Annotated in this window: 16 protein-coding genes and 2 pseudogenes; 12 read left to right on the top strand and 6 right to left on the bottom strand. The window is 66.5% G+C overall.

All coding sequences use genetic code 11. The features are described from left to right. The first annotated feature begins 4 nt into the window (after positions 1-4). Together JI746_RS26570 and JI746_RS26565 are read left to right on the top strand one after the other, a co-directional pair. Positions 5-2,257, top strand: a complete 2,253-nt coding sequence (locus JI746_RS26570; RefSeq protein WP_201693337.1) for a polysaccharide biosynthesis tyrosine autokinase — start codon at positions 5-7, stop codon at positions 2,255-2,257. A 224-nt stretch (positions 2,258-2,481) separates the two neighbouring features. Further along, positions 2,482-3,561 (top strand): MraY family glycosyltransferase, encoded by a 1,080-nt coding sequence (locus JI746_RS26565; RefSeq protein WP_201693336.1) that lies wholly within the window; start codon positions 2,482-2,484, stop codon positions 3,559-3,561. Positions 3,562-3,613: 52 nt separating this feature from the next. On the opposite strand, the gene JI746_RS26560 is transcribed toward JI746_RS26565, so the two are convergent. Beyond that, the gene (locus JI746_RS26560) at positions 3,614-3,952 is read right to left on the bottom strand and encodes an H-NS histone family protein (protein ID WP_201693335.1); all 339 of its coding nucleotides are present in this window, start codon (positions 3,950-3,952) and stop codon (positions 3,614-3,616) included. A gap of 147 nt (positions 3,953-4,099) precedes the next feature. Between JI746_RS26560 and JI746_RS26555 the strand changes: the two genes are divergently transcribed. From JI746_RS26555 to JI746_RS26545, 3 genes are all read left to right on the top strand, one after another. Further along, entirely contained in the window at positions 4,100-5,125 is a 1,026-nt protein-coding gene (locus tag JI746_RS26555) for a S1C family serine protease (protein WP_201693334.1), read from the top strand. Positions 5,126-5,264: 139 nt separating this feature from the next. Continuing rightward, positions 5,265-5,444: a hypothetical protein gene (locus JI746_RS26550; RefSeq protein ID WP_201693333.1), complete on the top strand. Its 180-nt coding sequence runs from the start codon at positions 5,265-5,267 to the stop codon at positions 5,442-5,444. Beyond that, complete coding sequence (locus JI746_RS26545; protein WP_201693332.1) at positions 5,441-7,576, top strand: hypothetical protein; 2,136 nt, start codon at positions 5,441-5,443, stop codon at positions 7,574-7,576. The genes JI746_RS26550 and JI746_RS26545 overlap by 4 nt, the downstream gene beginning before the upstream one ends. 156 nt (positions 7,577-7,732) lie before the next feature. On the opposite strand, the gene JI746_RS26540 is transcribed toward JI746_RS26545, so the two are convergent. Beyond that, complete coding sequence (locus tag JI746_RS26540) at positions 7,733-8,659, bottom strand: NAD-dependent epimerase/dehydratase family protein (protein WP_201693331.1); 927 nt, start codon at positions 8,657-8,659, stop codon at positions 7,733-7,735. Between the two features lie 43 nt (positions 8,660-8,702). Here JI746_RS26540 and JI746_RS26535 point away from each other — a divergent pair, with 43 nt between their 5' ends. Next, positions 8,703-9,761: a CDP-6-deoxy-delta-3,4-glucoseen reductase gene (locus JI746_RS26535; RefSeq protein ID WP_201693330.1), complete on the top strand. Its 1,059-nt coding sequence runs from the start codon at positions 8,703-8,705 to the stop codon at positions 9,759-9,761. A 266-nt stretch (positions 9,762-10,027) separates the two neighbouring features. Here the strand turns inward: JI746_RS26535 and JI746_RS26530 are convergent, their stop codons facing one another. Beyond that, a complete protein-coding gene (locus JI746_RS26530) occupies positions 10,028-10,429 on the bottom strand; it encodes a hypothetical protein (protein ID WP_201693329.1) in 402 nt (133 codons plus the stop codon). Between the two features lie 127 nt (positions 10,430-10,556). On the opposite strand from JI746_RS26530, the gene JI746_RS26525 reads away from it, so the two are divergent. The 6 genes from JI746_RS26525 to JI746_RS26500 all read left to right on the top strand — a co-directional run bounded on the left by JI746_RS26525 (position 10,557) and on the right by JI746_RS26500 (position 18,612). Beyond that, complete coding sequence (locus JI746_RS26525) at positions 10,557-11,528, top strand: Bug family tripartite tricarboxylate transporter substrate binding protein (RefSeq protein ID WP_201693328.1); 972 nt, start codon at positions 10,557-10,559, stop codon at positions 11,526-11,528. Between the two features lie 128 nt (positions 11,529-11,656). Next, a complete protein-coding gene (locus tag JI746_RS26520; RefSeq protein WP_236600167.1) occupies positions 11,657-12,178 on the top strand; it encodes a hypothetical protein in 522 nt (173 codons plus the stop codon). Positions 12,179-12,361: 183 nt separating this feature from the next. Continuing rightward, on the top strand, positions 12,362-13,255 hold the full coding sequence (gene galU / locus JI746_RS26515; protein WP_201693326.1) for a UTP--glucose-1-phosphate uridylyltransferase GalU: 894 nt from the start codon (positions 12,362-12,364) through the stop codon (positions 13,253-13,255). Between the two features lie 78 nt (positions 13,256-13,333). Further along, positions 13,334-13,657 (top strand): VanZ family protein, encoded by a 324-nt coding sequence (locus tag JI746_RS26510; RefSeq protein WP_201693325.1) that lies wholly within the window; start codon positions 13,334-13,336, stop codon positions 13,655-13,657. 200 nt (positions 13,658-13,857) lie between these two features. Next, positions 13,858-16,065: a YjbH domain-containing protein gene (locus JI746_RS26505; RefSeq protein WP_201693324.1), complete on the top strand. Its 2,208-nt coding sequence runs from the start codon at positions 13,858-13,860 to the stop codon at positions 16,063-16,065. Between the two features lie 321 nt (positions 16,066-16,386). After that, on the top strand, positions 16,387-18,612 hold the full coding sequence (locus JI746_RS26500) for a polysaccharide biosynthesis tyrosine autokinase (protein ID WP_236600166.1): 2,226 nt from the start codon (positions 16,387-16,389) through the stop codon (positions 18,610-18,612). Positions 18,613-19,407: 795 nt separating this feature from the next. Here the strand turns inward: JI746_RS26500 and JI746_RS26495 are convergent. The 3 genes and pseudogenes from JI746_RS26495 to istA all read right to left on the bottom strand — a co-directional run. After that, a pseudogene (locus tag JI746_RS26495) lies at positions 19,408-19,602 on the bottom strand (ATP-binding protein); the annotation flags it as partial. Between the two features lie 57 nt (positions 19,603-19,659). Further along, the gene (locus JI746_RS28440) at positions 19,660-20,511 is read right to left on the bottom strand and encodes an ATP-binding protein (RefSeq protein ID WP_456239081.1); all 852 of its coding nucleotides are present in this window, start codon (positions 20,509-20,511) and stop codon (positions 19,660-19,662) included. Continuing rightward, a pseudogene (gene istA, locus JI746_RS26485) lies at positions 20,508-22,001 on the bottom strand (IS21 family transposase). The gene JI746_RS28440 and the pseudogene istA overlap by 4 nt, the downstream one beginning before the upstream one ends. Positions 22,002-22,161 lie beyond the last annotated feature (160 nt).

The raw sequence follows: 22,161 nt of genomic DNA, 5'->3' as shown, positions 1-22,161 counted from the left end.
CATCATGAACGCTCCCCATCCACTGCAGTCGCAGCTGATGCCGCCGCCCAGCGTCGCACGCGACGAGGAACGCGGCATCAACCTCGTCGAATACTGGGACATCGTCGTCGACAACCGCTGGCTCGTCGCAGCGATCGTGGCGCTGGCAGTGGGCCTGGGCGGCGCCTATGCCTTCCTCGCGCGGCCGATCTACGAGGCCAACCTCCTGGTGCAGGTGGAGGACAACACGGGCAACGCGAAAGGCGTGCTCGGCGAGGCCGCCGGCCTGGTGGACGTGAAGACCGCCACCTCGGCGGAGCTCGAGATCCTGCGTTCGCGCCTGGTGATCGGCGAGGCGGTGGACAACGCCCGCCTCTATATCAGGGCGCACCCCCGCTACATCCCCGTCGTCGGCGACGCGCTGGCGCGCCATGCCGACGGCCTCTCGACACCGGGCTTCCTCGGGATGCCTGGCTACGTGTCCGGAACCGAGTCGATCACGGTGCCGTCGTTCCAGGTGCCGCGCCAGCTCGAAGGGTCGGAATTCCGGGTGACCGCGCTGGGCAACGGCGAATACCAGCTGTCCAACCCGCGCCTGAGCCAGCCGCTGCGGGGGCGCGTAGGCACGCCCCTCGTTTCCGACTCGCACCTGGGTCGCATCGAACTCACCATCACGAACCTGCAGGGCAATCCCGGCGCGGAATTCACCCTCCTGCGTCGCTCGCGGCTTTCGGCGGTGGAGGAATTGCAGCGCAACCTGAAACTGAACGAAAAGGGTCGCCAATCCGGCATCCTGGATGTATCACTCACCAGCTCCGATCCTGACCAGCTGATCGTCGTCCTGAACGAGATCGGGCGCCAGTACGTGCGCCAGAACGTCGACCGCAAGGCCGCGGAAGCCGAGAAGACGCTGGCCTTCCTCGACGTGCAGATGCCGCAGTTCAAGAAGCAGCTGACGCACGCCGAGGAGCTCTATACGCGCTACCGCAACCAGCAAGGCTCCGTCGCGCTCGATGAAGAAGCCAAGATGGCGCTGACGCGCACCGCCGACCTCGAAGGCAAGATGTTCGAGGCCCAGCAGAAGCGGCGCGAGCTGATCACGCGCTTCACCGCCGACCACCCTGCCGTCAAGACGCTCGACTCGCAGATCAACGCCTGGCAGCAGGAGCTGTCGCGCGCGAATGCGAGCATCCGCAAGATGCCGGCCGTGCAGCAGGACGCCCTGCGCCTCGAGCGCGACGTGCGGGTGTCCAACGACCTGTACCAGCAGCTGCGCAACACCACGCTGCAGTTGCAGCTGGTGCGCGAAGGCAAGATCGGCAACGTCCGCGTGATCGACCAGGCCACCCGGCCCGAGCTGCCGGTCGGCCCGAACCGGCCTGCCATCCTGGGCGTGGCCGCCCTGGTCGGCCTGGTCGGCGGCGCGCTGCTGGCACTCGCCCGCAATGCATTCTTCCGCGGCATCCGCAGCGCCCAGGAGATCGAGGCCGAAACCAGCCTCAACGTGTACAGCACGATTCCCTTGAGCGGCACGCAGGCCGAACTCGCCCGCAAGACGACGGAGAAGCAACCTGGCGTGCACGTGCTGGCGGCCACCCTGCCCGACGATGCGGCGATCGAGAGCCTGCGCAGCCTGCGCACCGCGCTGCAGTTCGCGATGCTGGAGTCGGGCTCCAACCGCATCCTGATCACGGGTGCGACGCCCAGCGTCGGCAAGAGCTTCATCTCCTCCAACTTCGCCGCTGTGCTCGCCGCCAGCGGCAAGCACGTGCTGCTGATCGACGCGGACCTGCGCAAGGGTCACCTGAACCAGTACTTCGGGCTGGCGCGCCAGCGCGGCCTGTCGGAGCTGATCGCCGGCGTGCTGCAGCCGCAGGACGTGATCCGCCGCGACGTTCTGCCCAACCTCGACCTGCTCACCACCGGTGTGCTGCCGCCCAATCCCGCGGAACTGATGATGAGCGGCGCGCTGGTCAACCTGCTGCAGCAGCTTTCCGCCGAATACGACTACGTCATCGTGGATACACCGCCGGTGCTCGTGGCGGCGGACACTCCCGCCATCGCAACCCAGGCCGGCGCGCTTCTGCTCGTGGCCCGCGCGGGGGAGACGCAGATGGGAGAAATCGTCGAGTGCGCCAAGCGGCTGTCGCATGCAGGCAAGTCCGTCACGGGCGTGCTGCTCAACGCGCTGGATCTGAGCCGCCGCCACTACGGCAGCTACGCGTACAAGTACGGCGGCTATCGCTATCGCGCCTATACGTATTCGCCGGGGAAGTAACCGCGGTGATGCACGGAGTCCGCCCTTACCCAATTAGTGTGCAACGGTGCTTGCCACGGGGACGGGCGTGCCATACAGTCCGCAGCTCTGTGACAGTCGGCTCGTAGAAGAAACAAACAACGACAAGGCGGGGCCCAAGAGCCCGCCGCGATCAGACGGTCCATCCTGATCTCCCACAGGAGGAACACGTGGTGCCCTACTTGAGTTCTACCGCAGTTGTTGCGGTGACTCTCACGTTGTCGTATGTGATCGCGCAGGCTCTCGTGCTCAGCGCGCACAAGCACGGCCACCTGACCATGGACCTGCCCGGCGCAGTCCAGAAGTTCCACCTGGATCCAACGCCGCGCGTGGGCGGCATCGCCATCTACATCGCGATCACCGCCGCCTGGATCGTGCTTCCCGGCGCAAGCGAAGCGAAGCTGCTCGGCACGGCGCTGCTCGCGGGCATGCCCGCCCTGCTGGTCGGCCTGGTGGAAGACGTGACCAAGCGCGTGAGCGTGCGTGCGCGCCTGCTGGTCACCATGGGCAGCGGCGGCTTGGCCGCGCTATGGAGCGGCTACGGCATCAACCGGCTCGACATCCCGCTGGCGGACAGCATGCTCGCGTTCTGGCCCTTCGCCATCCTGTTCACGGCCTTCGCCGTCGGCGGCGTCGCCAACGCCATCAACATCATCGACGGCTTCCACGGCCTGGCCAGCGGCACGCTGATGATCTCGCTGGTGGCCCTCGCCACGATCGCTTATTCGGTCGGCGACGTCCCGCTCGCAACGGTTGCGTTGGTCGTCGGAGCCGGCGTGGCCGGGTTCTGGGTGGTCAACTTCCCGTGGGGGCGGCTGTTCCTCGGCGACGGCGGCGCGTACTTCTCCGGCTTCACCCTGGCGTGGCTGACGGTGGAATTGCTGGCGCGCAATCCGCGCGTGTCGCCGTGGGCCAGCGTGCTGCTGTGCGCCTATCCGACGGTGGAAGTCATCTACAGCATCATCCGCCGCAGCCGCCAGCGTCGCTCTCCCGGCGCCGCGGACCGCCATCACCTGCACAGCCTCGTTGCGACGCAGATCGTGCAACCGCGCATGCGCGGTGCGCACCCGAATCTGCGCAACGCCGCCGTCTCGGTGGTGATGTGGATCTGCGCGCTCGTTCCGGTGCTGCCAGCGATCTTCTTCTACAACCGGGCCGATATCCTGCTGCCCTCGCTGGCGGGCTGCTTCCTGGCCTATCACGTGTTCTACCGGCGCGTCGCGACGATGGCCGATCGCAGCAGTGCCGAGGTGCCCGCCGAGGACGCCGCCGACGCGACGACCTGAATCCCCCCGGGTGCAATAAGCGAAAGGGCCGCAATGCGGCCCTTCTTCATTTTCAACGTGCGTTCTGCACCGCGAATTCCTCGAGGTTGCGCCCCTGCTTGAGCGCTTCCACGATCCATTGCGGTTTGCGGCCGCGGCCACCCGACCAGGTTTCGCCGTTCGGGCCTCGGTATTTCACCGCCGATTTGGCGGCCGATTTGGCCGGCCGCGCGCGCGAGCTGCCGGGCCCGCCGCCATTTCTCGCCAGCCCGAGATCCGCCGCGGTCAATCCGTAAAGCTCGATCTTCTGCTTGATATCGGCAATGGCATCCGCGATTTCCTGTTCGCGCATCCTTTCGGCTTCCGCCATCAGCTTTTCGGCCTGTTCCTTCAACTCGCGATAAGTCGCCATCGATGATCGTCCTTGAATTGGGTGCCCGCGATTATGCAAAAAGAAATCGATGTGCGACAGGCAACGGCCGGGCACGGCTGCCGATTTCCCATCTTGCACCGCTGCGCCTTTTGCCGCATTCTGGGGCTCCACTCCAGGGGATCCGGAATGTCCCTCCTCGCACGGCTGCGCGCACTGGCACTCTCGTCGTTCGTGCTTTGGGCCTGCGCACCCCTGGCGCTCGCCGCCGCGCCTTCCGCCGGCGAGCAGGAGACGATCGACGCCTTGTCGCGCGCGATGGAAGCCGTCGTCGGCGTGCAGGTCAACGCGGCCGAAGACGCGCGCTCCGTCCAGACGCTGGGGCGCCGGCGCACCGGCTCCGGCGTGGTGATCGGCCCCGACGGCCTTATCCTGACCATCGGCTACCTCATTCTCGAAGCAGACAGCATCCAGGTCACCACGCAGGACCACCGCGTGCTCCCGGCCCGCCCCGTGGCCTACGACCTCGCCACCGGCTTCGGCCTGATCCGGCCGCTGCTGCCCCTGCGCGTGCAGCCCGTGCCCCTGGGCACGGCGAGCGGCACCGCTGCCAGCGCGAAGCTGATGGCCGCCATCGGCGGCGAAGGCGGCGGCGCCGCGGTGACGGAACTGGTCAGCACCCGCCCCTTCTCCGGCTACTGGGAATACCACATCGAAGGCGCGCTCTTCACCAGCCCGCCGGTGGGCAGGCACAGTGGCGCCGGCCTGTTCAACGCGCGCGGCGAACTGCTCGGGATCGGCAGCCTCTTCGTGGGCGACGCGCTCGGTGACAGCCACGGCAGGCCGGGCAACATGTTCGTGCCGGTGGACCTGCTGCGGCCCATCCTCGCGGAGCTGCAGCAAACCGGCAGCACCCGCAGCAGCCGCCGGCCCTGGCTCGGGATCAATTCCACCGAACAGGGCGGGCGCGTGCAGATCGTGCGCGTGAGCGAAGACGGACCGGCCTTCGCCGCCGGCTTGGCGGAGGGCGACATCGTCCTCGCCATCGACGGCGAGAAGGTCAGCACGCTGGAAGGCTTCTACAAGAAACTGTGGTCACGCCCGGAGGCCGAGGGGGAGGTCACGCTCACGGTGCTGAAGGGAACGCAGATCCGCCAGGTGCCGGTGAAGACGATGGACCGCATGAAGACGATGCGGCGTCCCGCGGGCATCTGAAGGAGTATCCGGCAGCCTTGTCCGACAGGGCCTCCGGATAAAACCTGACAGGGCGTCGGGCAGCAGTCCTTAGCCTCGGGGCTGCGCTGCAGACCTTCGAGCGGCGCAGTGCCTGCAGTCGGCACGATGGGGGGGAAGCATGTCGAACGAAGTTCCTGGATCCACGCAGCCGCCGGCCCGCACGGGATGGGGCCAGTGGTTGCGCCTGGTGGCGGCCGCGCTGCTCCTGCTGGCGCTCTCCGAAGCGCTCTGGGTGTGGCAGACCTGGCCGGTGCGCGAATTGCTGCACCCTTCGGCAACGCGAGGCGCGGGGCAATGATGAAAGCGCGCTGGTTGCGGTCCCGCTTCGGGTCCTTCTCCGCCGCGGCGCTCACGCTCGGTTGGCTGTTGCTGGCCGTGTGGGCGGCAGGCCTGGTCACGGCCGCCGTCCAGCTCGGAAGCTGGCGCCAGGAGCTCTCGCGCACGCTGCTGCAGCTCAATGCCGACGCGCAGTTCCGCGCCCGCGCCCACACCCGCGACGCCGTCGATCCCGAGTGGTACCGGCGCAAGGCGCTCGCGCTGCTGTCGGCCACGCAGCGGCTGCAGCACAACGCGAGCTGGACGCTGTTCGTGCCCGGCTCCTGGCGCACCTTCGACAACCTCGAAGAACAGATCCAGGGCCGCCTGGAGCGCGAGTTCTCCGACATCGTGGTCGAGACCATGCGGCGCGAGCTCTACGCGCGCGCCAGCAAGCTCACGGGCGTGCCCCTGGTGCGCGGCTCCGGCGAACTGCAGACCGGCGCCGAATGCCAGTCGCCGGTGCCGCAGAACGTCGACCGGCGCCTCACCGCGGCGGCGGAGGACCTGCCCGAGTTCGTCGCGGTCAGCGATTACGTGGCGGCCGTGGGCGGCCTGGACGACGCCGTGCAGTCCTTCCTGTCGCTGCAATACAGCAACGGGCAGCCGGAGCAACTGCGCAAGCTGGTGGCCTATACGCTGGACCAGAAGCTGCCCGGGGCGCTCGCCGGCGCCGTGCACATGTTCCGCTCCAGCGAGGAGGTGAAGATGCAGCCGGCGCTGATGCAGACCCGCCTGCAATGGGCCACCCGCTGCGCGATGGGAAAGGCGATGAGCGCGCTGCACACGCGGCTGCTGAACACCAACGACCTGTTCGCGCTGGAGCAGGGGCTGGTGGAGCGCAGCGCCGGCTTGTTCGAGCCGGCCGCGCGGGCGGTCGCCTTCGACCGCACGCTGGAGCGCTATCGCGCCGTGCATGCGCTGCTCGACGACCAGCACACGCTGCTCGCCAAGGGGCACAACGACTGGATGGGCCAGGGCACGCTGCAGCTCGGGCCGGCGTACCAGAAGGTGCTCGCGCGCATTGCCCGCACGCGGCTGCTCGGGCCGGAGGTCGTGCAGCAGTTGCAGAACCAGTCGGGCGAGGCGTTCACCGAATTCCGCCGGCAGTTCCTCCTGGCCTTCGGCACGCGCGGGGAGCCGGGCATCGTCTGGATCGAAGGCGAGAAGCGCTTCGGCCTGTCCGCCGATCGCGCCGCGCTGCGCGAGGGCCTCGCCGGGCTGCTCAAGACCTCCTTCATGGCGGACGACGCAGCGCGCACGGGCAAGGACTCGGGCTCGCTGGCGAAGGTGGTGCAGGAGGCGCGCGCGCTCGCGCAGGAACGCGAGCGCGCCATCAAGGAGATCGTGCCGACCTTCCCGCGCGCGGCGCAGCCGGTGGTGCAGCGGGTGGTCGATGCGCGCGTCTCCGAGCTCGTGTACCAGCGCGCGTATCGCACGCTGAAGGCCGCCCTGCCCACCGACACCCGCGTGCCGCTGGACCCCGTCACGTTCCGGCAGCAGCGCGATCAGGTGCTCGCCCTGCACGCCGTGCTCAAGGAAACCGGCGGCAACGCCCTGGGCGACAAGCTGGTGGCCACCCTCGACGGGGAACTGCTGCGCCGGCTCGCCACCCTGCGGGACGACTGGATGCAGCAGCCCTTGCAGGACGCGCGCGCGGACGATTTCGGCTGGTGGCAAGGCGAAGTCGTCTCGCTCGCGCAGACGCTCGGTGCAGCCGACGGCAGCGCCGCTCCGTCCTTCAACCGCACCGCCAACCGCCTGGACGTGCTCGCACAGCAGGCCAAGGCCCTGCTCGCCCTGGGCAGCCCGGCGCTGGCGGCGGATCCGGCGGCCCTGCGCTGGCGCGGGCTGCACGAGGAACTGGATCGCTACCGCGCGCACTCGGCCGAGAGCAGCCTGGTGCGCCTCGAACGATATCTCGCCGGCCTGGGCCCGGACCTGCGGCGGGAGAACTGTGTCGAGCGCCTGGCGATCAACCAGCCCGCCGCAGGGCGCGACGACGAGATCGCGCAGCGGCACCTGCAGTTGCACCAGGCGCTCACGAAGCGCTGCCAGGAATTGCGCGCAGCGCCGGTGCTGCCGATGGTGCCGGCGGCGAGTTTGTCGCAGTAGGTCGGGGCCTGCGCACGACAACATTCACGATCTGCGAACCACGGCGCTTCGTAGGCTGGTGGTGAGCTTTGCGAACCCCAGCGATCAGCGAGCGCAGCGGAGCTGGGGTTCCGGCGCTTCGCGCGTCACGCCAGCCTACGAAGAGGGGCCACCCACCTACGCGCGCAACCCGCTCTCCACCGTCGGAAACCGCAACCGCACACGCAGCTCGTTCTTCATCCGCGCGTTCGCCAGCCGGCGCGACTCGCTCATGAAACTCAGGAGCGCCAGCGGAAGCGCCTCCTGCGCCGTGGCGCGCGGCACGCGCGGCGGGCGCGGCAGGCCGTACAGGTCCGCGGCCAGGTCGAAGTAGTCGCCCATCTTCAGCGCGCTGTCGTCGCTCGCGTTGTACACGCGTTGCGGCCGACCGCGCCACAGTGCCGCGATCACGGCACGCGCGAGATCGTCGGCGTGGATGTGGTTGGTGTAGACGTCGTCGCTGGCCTGCAGCACCGGCGTGCCCTTCTCCAGCCGCTCGCGCGGGGTGCCGCCCACGCGGTCGCTGGCATAGATGCCCGGGATGCGCAGCACGCTCGCACGCGTGCCCGTGGCGCGGCCGAAGTGACGCACCAGCCGCTCGGCATCCACGCGCCGCTGCGCCCGCGGCGTGTGCGGCGCCACCGCGCGGTGTTCCGCGACCAGCTCGCCGCCGCAGTCGCCGTACACGCCGCTGGTGGAGGCATACACCAGCGTCGCCGGCAAGCTGCGCCGGCGCAGCACGCGCAGCAGCGCCTGCGTGCGGCCGTCGCGCCACCACTGCTGCGCCGGCTCGGTCGAGGGCGGCGCGAGGTGCACGATGCGGTCGGCCAGCCCCGCCAGCCGCGCCAGCGTGGCCGGATCGTCGAGGTTGCCGTGCAGCGGCGTAATCCCGCGCGCGCGCAACTGCGGCGCCCGCGCCGGCGACGAGGTCAGCCCCAGCAGGTGCAGGCGCGGCGGCAGCGCCCGCGCGACGCGCAGGCCGACGTCACCGCAGCCGATGACCAGGATGCGCGGGCGGCGAAAGCGGCTGGGCAGCGCGCCGAGGGGGTTCTGGTTTGAGGGCAAAATCGGACCGAGACACCGACAAGAGCCCGAGGATACCCAAAGCATGACCGCCGCCACGCCGCCCGCCGGGCCCTTCCAGATCACGGTCCAGCCCAGTGGACGGCAATTCAGCGTCGACGGCGGTGAAGCCATCCTGCCGGCGGCGATCCGCCAGGGCATCGGCATGCCCTACGGCTGCAAGGACGGCGCCTGCGGCTCCTGCAAGTGCAGGAAGCTCGAAGGCACGGTGGTGCATGGCGTGCACCAGGCCAAGGCGCTGTCGCCGGAGGAGGAAGCCAATGGGCTGATCCTCACCTGCTGCGCGGTGCCGCAGACCGACGTGGTGCTCGAGTCGCGCCAGGTCACCGACGAAAGCGCCTTCCCGGTGCGCAAGATGCCTTCGCGCGTGAGCAGCCTGGAGAAGGTCTCGCACGACGTGATGATCGTCAAGCTGCAGCTCCCGGCCAACGACACGCTGCGCTACCACGCGGGCCAGTACATCGAGTTCATCCTGCGCGACGGCGCGCGCCGCAGCTACTCGATGGCCAACGCGCCGCACAACGGGCCTGGCGTGGAACTGCACATTCGCCACATGGCGGGCGGCAAGTTCACCGACCACGTCTTCACCGCGATGAAGGAAAAGGAGATCCTGCGCGTGGAGGGCCCGTTCGGCAGCTTCTTCCTGCGCGAGGACTCCGACAAGCCGATGATCCTGCTGGCCTCGGGCACCGGCTTCGCGCCGATCAAGGCGCTGATCGAGCACATGCAGTCCAAGGGCATCCAGCGCGAGGCGATCCTCTACTGGGGCGGTCGCCGGCCGGCGGATCTGTACATGGACGCATGGGTGCGCGAGCGGCTGGGCGAGATGCCGAATCTGAAGTACGTGCCGGTGATTTCCAACGCGCTGCCGGAGGACAACTGGACGGGCCGCACGGGCTTCGTGCACAAGGCGGTGATGGAGGACTTCCCCGACATGTCGGGGCACCAGGTGTACGCCTGCGGGGCGCCGATCGTGGTGGATTCGGCGAGGGATGAATATTCGGCGCTGTGCAAGTTGCCGGCGGAGGAGTTCTATGCGGACTCGTTTACCAGCGAGGCGGACAAGCACGGGAAAGAGGCGTAAGCCCTGGATTGCCGCCTTCGCGGGAATGACGCAGAGGGCCCCCTGGATTCCCGCCTTCGCGGGAATGACGCAGAGGGCCCCCTGGATTCCCGCCTTCGCGGAAGTGACGGCTTCTCTTCGTCATTCCCGCGAAGGCGGGAATCGTCCTTAGCCGGGCTGCGTTACGCTGGTCGCTGGAGTGACTCACTTCGTGAGACTACGCGTCGCGTGCGACGCTCGGCCGCAAGGCTCACCACCAGCCTGCTCAGTCACGCCAGGGTGGGCGGTCAGCGGCGCGACTGCAGCCGCTGCCAATCCTCGTACGCGCTGTTCATCCGGTCCTCGCGCGCACGCGCATCCAGATCCGTCGACGGACTGCCGGCTCCGGCGCCCATCGCTCGCGTATTGCGATGGTCCATGTGCGCCCGCGCATGCATGTCGTGTCCATGGTGCATCGCCCGGGCATGCATGTCGTGCCCATGGTGCATCGCGCTGGCGTGGTGACGCGCGTGCGCCCGCTTGGCCTTGGCCATCTTCTTGTGCTGCGCCTTGGCCTCGGCGTGGTGGCTGCTCATCGAGCCGCTCGCGCTCGCGTCGGCCGGGGCCGCGGCCGTCCCGTAGGAGGACTGGGCGAAGGCAGTACCGCCAAAGGGCAGCGCAGCAGCGATCATCAGGGCGTGGAGCTTCATGGAGTGTGTCCTTTCGGTGTAAGCCTCTACTCAACGCGCCGCGGCGGCCGAGGCTTGTCGGACGCCACGGATGCGGCGCGTCAGCCAATCACCGCGCCCGCCTGATCACACTTGCGACAATGGAGGGATGAAACGTCGTCAACTCCTACAGTCCGGCGCCGCCGCAGTGGCCGCCATCGCCGTTCCCGCCAGCTACGCGCAGGCGCGCCCCATTCGCCTGATCGTCCCGTACGCACCGGGCGGGCCCATCGATGTCACCGCCCGGCTGCTGGCCGAACGTGTCAAGGACACGCTGGGCACCGTCATCATCGACAACAAGCCGGGCGGCGGCGGCAACATCGGCGCCGACGCCATCGCCAAGGCCGCACCGGACGGCACCACCATCGGCATCTCGGCGGTCGCCACGCACGCGATCAACCCGTGGCTGTTCTCGAAGATGCCCTACGACCCGGTGAAGGACTTCGCGGCCATCACGCAGATGGTGCGCGTGCCCAACGTGCTGGTCATGAACGCCGAGACGGCCGACCGGCTGAAGATCGCCTCGGTGCGCGACCTGATCGCATACGGCAAGGCCAACCCCGGCAAGCTCAATTACGGCAGCGGCGGCAACGGCAGCGCGGGCCACCTCGCAGGCGAGATGTTCAAGCGCGACGCGGGCATCTACGCCGTGCACATCCCCTACAACGGCGGCAATCCGGCGCAACTGGCCCTGCTCTCGGGCCAGGTCGATTTCAACTTCGACAACCTGGCCACGGCCGCGCCCAACATCCGCTCCGGCAAGCTCAAGGCGCTGGCCGTCACCACCTTGAAGCGCTCGCCCAACCTGCCGGACGCCCCGCCGGTGGCCGACACGCTCAAGGGCTTCTCGATCGACACCTGGTGGGGCCTGGTCGCTCCGGCCGGCACCCCGCGCGATGCGATCCAGAAACTGAACCACGCCTTCGTGGCGGCGCTGAATTCGCCCGAAGCCAGGTCGCGCTTCGCGACGCTGATGGCGGAGCCCGTGCCGACCACCCCGGACGAATTCGCCGCATTCATGCGTAGCGAACTGCTTAAATACGAGAAAGTCGTGAAGGCCTCGGGCGCTAAGGTCGATTAAAGGCTGAGCCGCGGCTCCTACAACGCTGGTGAGAATCGTCCTACACGCAGTGCCTCAGCCGCGTTCCACATTGAAGCTCCAAGCACAACATGAGGGAGCCGGCGATGTGGACGCAGCGCAATATCCTGGTGTTGGTTCTTGGCCTCGTGGCGGCCGCTGCTGCCGTGGCGCAGTTGAACGAGGCCCTGCGATGGCGCTCCGGCCAGGCAGCGCTGGGGCTGCAGCCTGCAGCCGTCGCGCCCGCGGCACAGTGCGGTCCCTTCTCCCTCGCTTGCGATGCGTCCGCCGTCCTGCCCCTGTACGAGAGCCGCGCCGCCACCCGCAGCATCAGCCTGCAAGTCGGCACCAGCGATGGCCTCGCCCTGCGCCCGGCACGCGCGCAGGGCCTCAGCCTCGCCGTCCTGGGCAAGGCAGGCCTGGTCTCGGATCTCGGCGTGTACGGGCGCGTAGGCACCACGCTGGGCCGCGGCAACAGCTTCGCCGGCGTGGCGGGCGCCGACGCCGGCATGAGCTACGGCATCGGCCTGAGCTGGGACTTCTCGCGCCGCGCTTCGGCGATGATCGGCTTCGACAGCTACGACATGCGCGGTTCAGCCGGTGAAGCGCGGGACGTGCGCGCCACCAGCCTCGGGCTGCAATGGCGCTACTAGGCCCTTAGCACTCCACCTACATCTTTCGTGTCGCCGCGGGCCGGGCGACGTCGGGTCGACACAACACCGCTCGGCGGAAAACTCCACGTCCAGGCGGATGGGGGCCGGCCGCGGTCTTCCAACTCGGCCGGTTGTTGCGATACAACATGGCACACTTCCCACTCTCGGGTAACAGGTAGCCAGATGCAAAAGCGCACGACCGTCGACAAGGCAGTCTTCCCCGTCGCCGGGCTCGGAACCCGGTTCCTCCCCGCCACCAAGGCGCAGCCCAAGGAAATGCTGCCCGTGGTCGACAAGCCCCTGATCCAGTACGCCGTCGAAGAGGCGTACGACGCGGGCATCCGCCACATGGTGTTCGTCACCGGCCGGAACAAGCGGGCGATCGAGGACCACTTCGACACCGCCTACGAGCTCGAGACGGAGCTGGAAGCGAGCGGCAAGCACGAACTGCTGGACCTGGTGCGCTCGCTGGCGCCCGCCGACATGGACTGCTCCTACGTGCGCCAGCCGCGCATGCTGGGGCTTGGCCACGCCGTGCTGTGCGCAGCCCACATCGTCGGCGACTCGCCCTTCGCGGTGCTGCTGGCCGACGACCTGATGAAGGGCGCCGAGGGCGGCCCGGGCGTGCTGACGCAACTGGTGCAGGCCTTCCAGGAGGTGCAGACCTCGGTGCTGGCCGTGCAGGAAGTGCCGCTCGAACAGGTGCGGCGCTACGGAATCGTCGCCGGCGAAGCCAAGGGCGAGCGACTCGTGCAAGTGCAGCAGATGGTGGAAAAGCCGACCCCGGAGCGCGCCCCTTCGCGCCTGGGCGTGGCCGGCCGCTACGTGCTGACGCCGTCGGTCTTCGACAAGATCCGCAACCAGCCGCGCGGCAGCGGCGGCGAGATCCAGCTCACGGACGGCATCGCGCAGCTGATCGCCTCCGAGGGCGTGCATGCCTGGCGTTACGAAGGCAAGCGCTACGACTGCGGCACGAAGGACGGCTTCCTGGAAGCGACCGTCGAATTCGCGCTGCAGCACGCCGAGGTGGGGCCGGCCTTCCGCGAGTACCTGCGCGGTGTGCGCTCCGGGCTCTGAGATCGACAACAGGTGGGGAGCAGCCGCGGCATCGAACGCATCACAGGCAGGCAATGGCTCCTGGCCTGGGGCTGCGCCGTGATCCTGCTCCTCGTGGGCGTCACCCTGCCCGGCGCCCTCAAGGCCGACATCGAGGGGCAGCTGTGGCATGCGTGGCCCTGGTCGGCCTCGGCGCACTTCGTCCTGTTCGGCGTGATCGCCGCGATCCCCGTGTATGGCCGCGGCCGCCTGTGGGCACTGCGCCCGCTCGCAGTCGCCCTGCTCCTGGCCTTTCTCACCGAATGGCTCCAGGGATTCGTCCCGGGCCGCCATCCGATGGTGCGCGACGGGATCATCGACCTGTGTGGCGCCGCCACCGGCCTGCTCGCCGGCACCCTGTGCCTGCGCAGAAGGCAGCCCTGATATGCGCCGGCCAGGCCGCGCTTACCAAAGCGCGGCCAGTGGCCTTGTTCCGGAATTCTGCTTAAGCCACCGATAATGTCGGGTTGCTCCCTTGCTACCGCTGTCGAAAGAACAATGATGACCCGCAGCAACGAAACTTCCGCCTCCCCCAGGAACCTGCGCCCGGCACCCGCCGTGGCTCGCTGAGCGGGCCGCTGCCGATGCGTTCCTGCCTTGCCCTGGTCCTCGGGGCCACCACGTCCGCCTGCCTGGCGCAAAGCCCGCAGACCACGATGACGCAGGCCGGCTTCACCGGCCTGTCGATCACGCCCAGTGCGCACATCCTCGGATGGGGGCGCATGGAGTTCTCGTACGACAACCAGTTGCCCGGCAACGTGCGCGATCCGTCGGGGCACAACTACGTGCTCGGTGTCGGCCTGCTGCCGAACCTGGAAATCGCAGGAAGGCTGGCCGCCAACTCGCCGCTGGACGCGAACTGCTTCGTGGCACCCGGCTGCGGCACGCGCGACCTCTCCGCCTCCGCCAAGGCGGGCATCGCGCTCGATCGCGCGCAGCGCTACCACATCGCCGCGGGCATCACGGACGTCGGCGGATCCGTCACGCACTTCCGCAGCGTCTACGGCGTGCTCACGTACAACCAGGGCCCCTGGGAAGCGAGCGGCGGCTACGCAAGGCGTAGCGGCGGCGTGAACGGCTCGCGCTCGCCGCTGGATGGCATCTTCCTGGCCGGTGCGTGGCAGCCGCTGCCCTGGGCGCGCGGCCAGCTCGAATTCACGGATCGCAAGGCCTGGGCCGGCGTGCGCCTGTTCGCGCCCAAGGAGTGGCTGCCCGAGGGCTGGTCCGCCTATGTCGGTGCCAACCGCCGCCTGACGGACACGAACCTCACCGAGAAATCCTGGTTCAGCGCCGGCATCGCCATCCCGCTGTACAAGGTGCCGAACCTGCCTGCCAGCAGCGTGAATCCGTCGGCGGTCGCGCCTGCCCCGCAGCAGCCCCCCACGATTGCCGCGCCCCGCACCTCGCCGCCCGCCAGCGTTCTGGAATCCAGTCCTGCGCCGGCGCGGCCCGCGCCGGCCCCGCGTGTCGACGATGCGCGCCTGTTCGAACTAGCCGCCGCCCTGCGTAACCGCGGCCTGGAAGACCTCTGGGTCGGCCGCATGGACGACGGCTCCATCGCCGTGCGCGCCAACAACGCCACCTACAACTGGAATTCGCTCGATGCGCTGGGCGTCGCGCTCGCCGCGGTTGCCGACACCCTGGGAAGCAACGCCACGGTCTACCGCCTGATCCTCACGCAGCGCCAGCTTCCGCTGGTGGCCGTGACGGGCCAGGCCGATTGCCTGCGCCGCTGGATCCAGGACGCCACCGCGGCCTGCACCGCCGGCCAGCTCACCACGCCGGGCAGTGCGGTGCTCGATCGCATGCACTTCGGGGCCGACTGGGTGGTCCGCCGCGAGCAGGCCAGCATCGAGACGGTGCGCATGCGGATCAGCCCGATCCTGCAGAAGAACGTGGGTTCGGAATTGGGCGCGCTGGACTACTCGCTGGGTGCCAACATCGGCGTGGAGCTCCCGCTCTGGGACGGCGCGCGGGTCGAGGCCGGTTACGACGTGCCCATCACCGAGACCAGCGACTTCAAGAACGGCGGCGTCTTCTCGGACCGCCGCGTGCGCTCGCGCCTCGATCGCCTCGCTTTCACGCAGACCCTGCGCCTGCCGTTCGAGCAATGGATCACCGGCGCCGACGACGCCATGATCCAGCGCTGGGGCCTGGGCAACGTCGTGGCCCAGGGGTCGGTCGGCCAGTTCGGCGGCTTCTACACCGGCGTGCATGGGGCCGTGCGGTGGGAGCCGGGTGCCGGCCGCCATCGCGTGAGCGCCGAGGCCGGCCTGTTCGAGCACTCCGATTTCGGCAGCCCTGGAACGCCGGGCGTGCGTTCGCCGCGGCCGCTGATCGCGGAGTACCGGTACAACTTCGCGCCCACCCGCACGTACTTCGAAGCCACCGCCGGCAACTTCATGAACAACGACCTGGGTTATCAGCTCGGGTTAAGGCAATGGTTCAACGATGTGGCGGTGCATGTGTACTACAAGCGCACGCGCCTGGAGCACGAGCCGAGCCGCCAGTTCGTCGGCCTCGAGCTCACGTTCCCGCTCGGCCCGCGCAAGGACATGAATCCGCGCGGGTTCCAGGTGACGGGGACGCCGCGGTTCGCGCTGGGGGTGGAGACGACGGTGCGGGAGACCGGGTTGAATCCGGTGCGCGTGGGGCATGGTGTCGTGCCGCCCGTGGCGTCGGTGGAGGAGACGTTCAACTCGGATCGATCGGGGTTGGTTTATTTCGAGGACAACGTGGGGCGGATTCGGGACGTTGCGGCGCAAGCCGTGCGGAGGGCAGGTGCGCCATGATTTGGCAGGCGTGTGCAATATCTGCTTTTAGTCGTCCTTGATCAGTCCGCCTCTTCCTGATCTTGGCAAGCACCCTGTAACACTTGATAATGGACGACTGTCCAGCTGCGACCGCATCGCAGAACGCAAAGCAAGAACGTGCCGCCCCGAGAAGGGTCCGCGCCAAACTTCCTTGGCTCATCGCTGGACGCTGCCGCGCGAGAACCGGCTCACAGCCGCTGCCAAGACGCGTCTAAGTTTCCGAGGTATGGCGATGGCTCTACCTCAACCACTATTCTCGGGCTAAACATGAATGCACCGCACCCGTTATCAAGCCAGTTAATGGCCGCACCCCAAATGACAGCTTCGGATAATGACGATCAAATCGACCTACGTGAGTATTGGGACCTCATCGTTGATAGTAGATGGTTTATTGCAAGCCTTACCGCGCTGTCGCTATCCGTCGGCGTGGCGTACGCTTTCCTTGCTCGCCCGATCTACGAAGCGAACCTGCTAATTCAAGTGGAGGATTCAGCAGGTTCGGCGGCGAGTTTCCTCGGCCAAGCAGCCAGCCTCTTTGATGTTAAGACTCCCGCAGCCGGCGAGATCGAGATCATTCGCTCTCGGATGATCATTGGTGAAGCCGTTGACAAAACGCTGATGTACGTCCAAGCAAAGCCGCGCTACGTTCCTTTGGTCGGGGGGATTTTGGCTAGGAACACGAAGGCATTGTCTGAGCCCGGGTTCCTGGGTTTTGCGGGGTACGTAAGTGGCAGCGAGAGCATTCAAATCGGCAGTTTCACTGTGCCGGAAGAATTCGAAGCAAGCAAATTTCGTCTGCGCGTTCTCTCCAGCGGTAGATTTTCGGTGACCCACCCTGACTTGGAGGCTGAAATTCAAGGTGCAGTTGGTGTGCCTGCAACTCAAGAAACGCCCGACGGGACAATTTCTTTACTGGTAGGCTCCATTTCAGCCAAACCTGGCGCGGAATTTACGGTAGTGCGGAACTCTCGAGAGGAAACCATTGCAGACCTTCAAGAAGACCTAAAACTCACCGAAAAGGGAAGACAGTCCGGAGTGATCGAGGCGCGCCTGGAAGGCGCCGATAAAGAAAAGCTGATTCAATTACTCAACGAGATTGGAGGTCAGTACGTCCGCCAAAACGTGGAAAGGAAAGCGGCAGAAGCAGAGAAAACTTTGGCTTTCCTCGACGCCCAGTTGCCGCAATTTAAGAAACAGCTAATGGATGCAGAGGATGCCTTTAATCGGTACCGGAACAGGCAAGGCACGGTCGCACTAGATGAGGAGGCCAAGCTTATTCTGAGCAGAACCGTCGATCTGCAGGGCAAACTTCTGGAGGCGCAGCAAAAGAGAAAAGAACTCGTCAGCCGCTTCACACCTGAACACCCACTGGTGGCCACGCTGGATTCTCAGATTTCCGCGTTTAATGTTGAGATTGCGGCACTAAACGCGAAGGTGCACACTCTTCCCCTTGTGCAGCAAGACGCTCTACGCTTGGAGCGGGACGTAAAGGTGAATAATGAGCTGTATCAGCAGCTGCGGAATAATGCAATGCAGTTGCAACTTATGCGGGAGGGCAAGATTGGGAATGTCCGCTTGGTCGATCGTGCTGCGTTACCGAAGGATCCCATCCGTCCGCGGCGCGCACTTGTCATTGTCCTGTCACTGCTCCTCGGCTTTGTGGGAGCGGTGCTCGTCGCAATCGCGCGTAACGCCTTCTTCCGTGGAATCCGGAATCCGGAAGAAATCGAGGCGCACGCGGGATTAACGGTCTATAGCACTGTTCCTTTGAGCAAAGTGCAAGCGGGATTGGCACAGAAGGTAACTTCGAAGGAGCCAGGTACCCATGTACTTGCCTGCGAGGCTCCCCACGATTCAGCGGTGGAGAGCCTGCGAAGCCTGCGAACTGCCCTTCAGTTCGCCATGTTGGATGCGCCAAACAATCGAATCGTTATCACGGGCGCAAGTCCCGGGGTCGGCAAGAGCTTCATTTCCACCAACTTTGCCGCCGTGGTGGCAAGCAGTGGTAAACGTGTTCTCCTGATCGATGCTGATTTGCGCAAGGGCTATCTCAATAGCTACTTCGGTCTCCCGCGAGAGCGCGGCCTTTCGGAACTGATCGCTGGATCGGTCGCTGAATCCGAGGCGATTCACAGGAACGTTGCTCCGCATCTTGACATGTTGACCACCGGGGTGCTTCCGCCGAATCCAGCGGAGTTGTTGATGACTCAGTCGTTCTCGACACTTCTTGTTCGTCTTTCTAGTATGTATGACGTTGTCATCATCGATACTCCTCCAATCTTGGCCGCTGCGGATACCTTGAATATCTCTTTCCACGCGGGGACTTTGCTCCTTGTTGCACGCGCCGGCCAATCACTTGTTGGCGAATTGCACGAGAGCGCGAAGCGGCTTTCACATTCCGGCAGAACTGTGACAGGTGCCATTCTCAATGCGCTGGATGCGTCTCGTCGGCATATGGGCGCCTACGGGTACAAGTACGGCGGTTATAAGTACCGGCAATATAGCTACGAGGCGACCTCTCGTTGATCGAGACGGAGCGCTTCTCTGCGCTGATGTCCTTTCGCCGAAGCCGAAGCCGCCGCGGACGTTCACTAAGTCCCGGTGCTTCCTGAGCGCTTGGCCCCAGCTGCACCGGATCCACTTGCGCCGGAGCTCGCATGCTGAGATCTGTACCCAGTGTACGGGACGGGGTGCCACTTGGCTGCTGAGGCGGCGCGGCGCCAGTAGCCACCCTCAGGCAATTGCCGGCTGCATCATAGTCTGGTATTCCAGATCGTCGCGCGGCCACCACCCGTGACGGGGACGCTTTCGCGCTGGCCCGCCTCTCGGGCCGGCAGCGTTTAGATGGGCGGTGTTCTTGTTTGGCTTCAAGGCGGTCAATTTCGCGGGCCTTCCTAATTGGAAAGATCGTCCTCTCCAAATCGGGCCCGGCGGTGAAGGCCAGCGCCCCTAGATCAATTCAGGTGGAGGAGTTCGAGAAAAACCACGCGTGGAGGGGCCTCTGAGTTGCCAAGCCCAGATCTCTCACGAACATCGCCACCACGCTTGGATCTACGAGGCCGTCGTCGCTAAGTTACGTCAGCTTGGCCGCTGTTGACGGACTGGATGAAGAGAGATGCTTAAACTTAGAGCCAGCAGTACCTTGGTAAGGCGGTGCAACCTCAAGCTGCGACATTCCAATTATTGGTGCCGAACTAGAGCCGTGCAGTTCTGCCAGCACTACAAAGTTCGTATTCCGGCGATCGTGACCCGCGATTCCGGCTTCGTGACCGGGGATTCCCGTCCATCGTGACCGCCGTCACCACGTGAGGTGTTGCGGGCTCAGATTCTAGGTTGGGCGGTCACGATGGCTCCGGTTTTCCTCTCCTGCTTGTTTAGCTTCTCTTTCTGGCGCAGAGACTCGCCGGCGGGAGTAAAGCGGTGATTGCGTTGCATGAGCCGCTCGAGGATCGCGTCGGCGATCGTGGCGTCGCCGACCCAAGCATGCCAGTGCTCGATCGGTAGTGGGCTGGTGATACGTTCCGCCGGAATCTCCGGTCACGTTAGACCGGAATGACCGGTGGTCGGCGTCAACTATCTTGGCCGGTCGGCGACAACTATCCTGTCCGGTCTGAGGCGGGGTAGTTGTCGTCTAGTTGTCGTCAGGTCATCTTGGTCTTTCCTGGCGCGGAGGCCTGGGCCGCCCGCCGCCGATAGCTCTCCACGTTCATCTCCAGGATGGTCGCGTGGTGCACGAGCCGGTCCACCGCAGCCACGGTCATCGCCGGTTCCACAAAGACTTCGTTCCACTGGGAGAACGGAGTGTTGGCGGGTGACGACCGCGAGGCTTTTTCGCTCGTACCGCTCGGAGATGAGCTCGAATCGCACGGAGGTTTCGGCCTGGTCGCGGCGCACGTAGCTGATGTCCTCCAGCACCAGCAGGTCGAACCGGTCCAGGCGTGCCATCTCCTGCGGCAAGCGCAGGTCGCGCCTGGCTGCCTGCAGCTTCTGCACCAGATCGCTGCATCGCGAGAAGTACACCCGGCGCCCCGCCTCGACGAGGGCGTGGCATAGCCCGCTCACCAGGTGGCTCTTGCCCACGCCCGGCGGCCCGAATAGCAGCACGTTGGAGCAGCGGTGCAACCACTCCTGTCCCTCGGCCAGAGCCATGACCTGCGCCTTGGAAACGCTGGGCACCGCCGAGAAGTCGAAGTGCGAGAGGCGCTTGTCTGGGCTCAGGTTGGCCTCCGCCCGGTGGCGATCGATGCGGCGGGTTTCGCGCTGGGCGAGTTCGTGCTCCACGATTGCCTCCAGCAGCCGCTGCCCCGGCCAGCCTTCCTTGTCGGACTGCTGGCACAGGTCGCTGGCCACCCGCTTCATCGTGGGCATGCGCAGCTCCGTGAGCATCAGGGCCAAGCGCGCCGAGAGTGCTTCGGCGCCGCTCATTGCGTCACCTCGATGAGCGCGTCGTAGGAGGCGAGGCCGGCCATCTCCACCGTCACCTCCGGCAGAGTCGTGTGGGCGGCGGCACCAGGAGGTCGCCCAGCGCTTGCAGGTCGGGCTGTTGGTCCAGTTCGATCAACTGCTCAAGTTCGTCGGCGAGCTGCGTCTCGTGGCCATCGGCCGCCAGACTGAGCAGACCGACGATCGTCTTGCACGCCTCGCGCTCGGGCAGTGCTGCAGCCAGCCGCTCCCAAGTCTGCCGGTACACCGGCCGGGGAAACGCGGCGTCCCGCAGCACCCAGCGTGCAAACGCACCGGGCTTGCGCTTGAGAGCCGAGACGATATGGCGGTAGTCGATCTGCCGGGCGTACTTCTGGCCGCCGCGGTAGGTCGCCCTGGGCATCGTCAGGACGCATTGGCCTGCGAGCCAGCCTTCAATCCACTCGTCGTACACGCGCACCATCAGCCGGTGGCCAATGAGCTGGCTGGGAGCGCTGTACTGCATCTTCTTCACCGTGAACAGGCCGTACTTGCTCACGCGCGCCGGGATCTCCTCGTATTCGGCGGTGCGGCGCGTTGGCAGCGGCCTGAGCACTGGCCGCTCGGCGGCCAAGCGCGTGGAAATCCGGGCGTTGAAGCGCTGCACGACCTGGTCCACCAATCCCTCATAGGCGCCGAGATCGTCGAACTGGCGGCTGCCGCGCAGACGCAGAGCCTGGTCCAGCGCGGTCTTGAGCGAGCCGTGGCGCGACTCGATCGAGCCGTTCTCGTTGGACTGCCCCGGATTGCAGCGGCTCGCCCGCATCCCGTAGTGTCGGCACAGGTCGTCGTAGCGTCGCGTGAGCTCTTGCTGCTCCGCCAGATTGTTGAATGCCTTCGAGAGTCTGTCGGTGCGGTGCTACTCAGGTACGCCGCCGAGGCGCCACACGGCGGCCTGCAGCCCGGTGCTGAGCGCCATGAAGCTCTCGCCGCTCGTGATGATCGTGGCGTGGCGCCACCCCGAGTGCGCAGAGCGAACTGGTACAGCCGGTGCGGGAACGGCGCACCGCCGATCTCCACCTCCAGTTCGTCGCACACCGTGAAGTCCGACAAGCCCAGGCGGCCCGGCGGATGCTCTTGCGCGAAATAGACCTCGCGCTCGGCGCGTGCACGGCTCGCCACTGGCGCATGCGGCGCTGCAGCCTCCGTAGTACGCCGCCGTCGTACTCCCCCGGATGCCGCCGTTGAAGCTCCTCCAGCAGCGTCACGGCGTTGAGTGCCGGATCCCGCTGGAGCAACGGAACGACTTCCGTGTCCCAGACCTCGCCCAGCGGATCGGCGCGGGTCCTCCAGTTTCTCGGTTGGCGCTGCGACGGCAGCGCCGGGCTTTGCTCGATTCTCCGGGCGCTTCGCTCGCTGATGCCCGCTCTCGTGGCGGCCGCGACCTGCGTCATGCGGTTGCGGTCGTTCTTGTACTGGTGCACTTGGTGGTCCGTAATCCTCTTGCCGGGCATCCCGCTCGCTCTCAGAACTTCTTCTGGTGCTCACGTTAGCCCCGCCTCCGGACCTGCCCGGCGCCGGCCCTCAACCGGCCAAGATAGTTGTCGTCAGCCGGTCAAGATAAGTTGTCGCGAGCCAGGCCGGTCATGATCGACCGGAATCAGCGGTCACGAT

Origin of the sequence: Ramlibacter alkalitolerans (assembly GCF_016722765.1) — a bacterium.
Classification (GTDB): domain Bacteria; phylum Pseudomonadota; class Gammaproteobacteria; order Burkholderiales; family Burkholderiaceae_C; genus Ramlibacter; species Ramlibacter alkalitolerans.
This window is presented reverse-complemented; position numbering and strand designations above follow the sequence as displayed.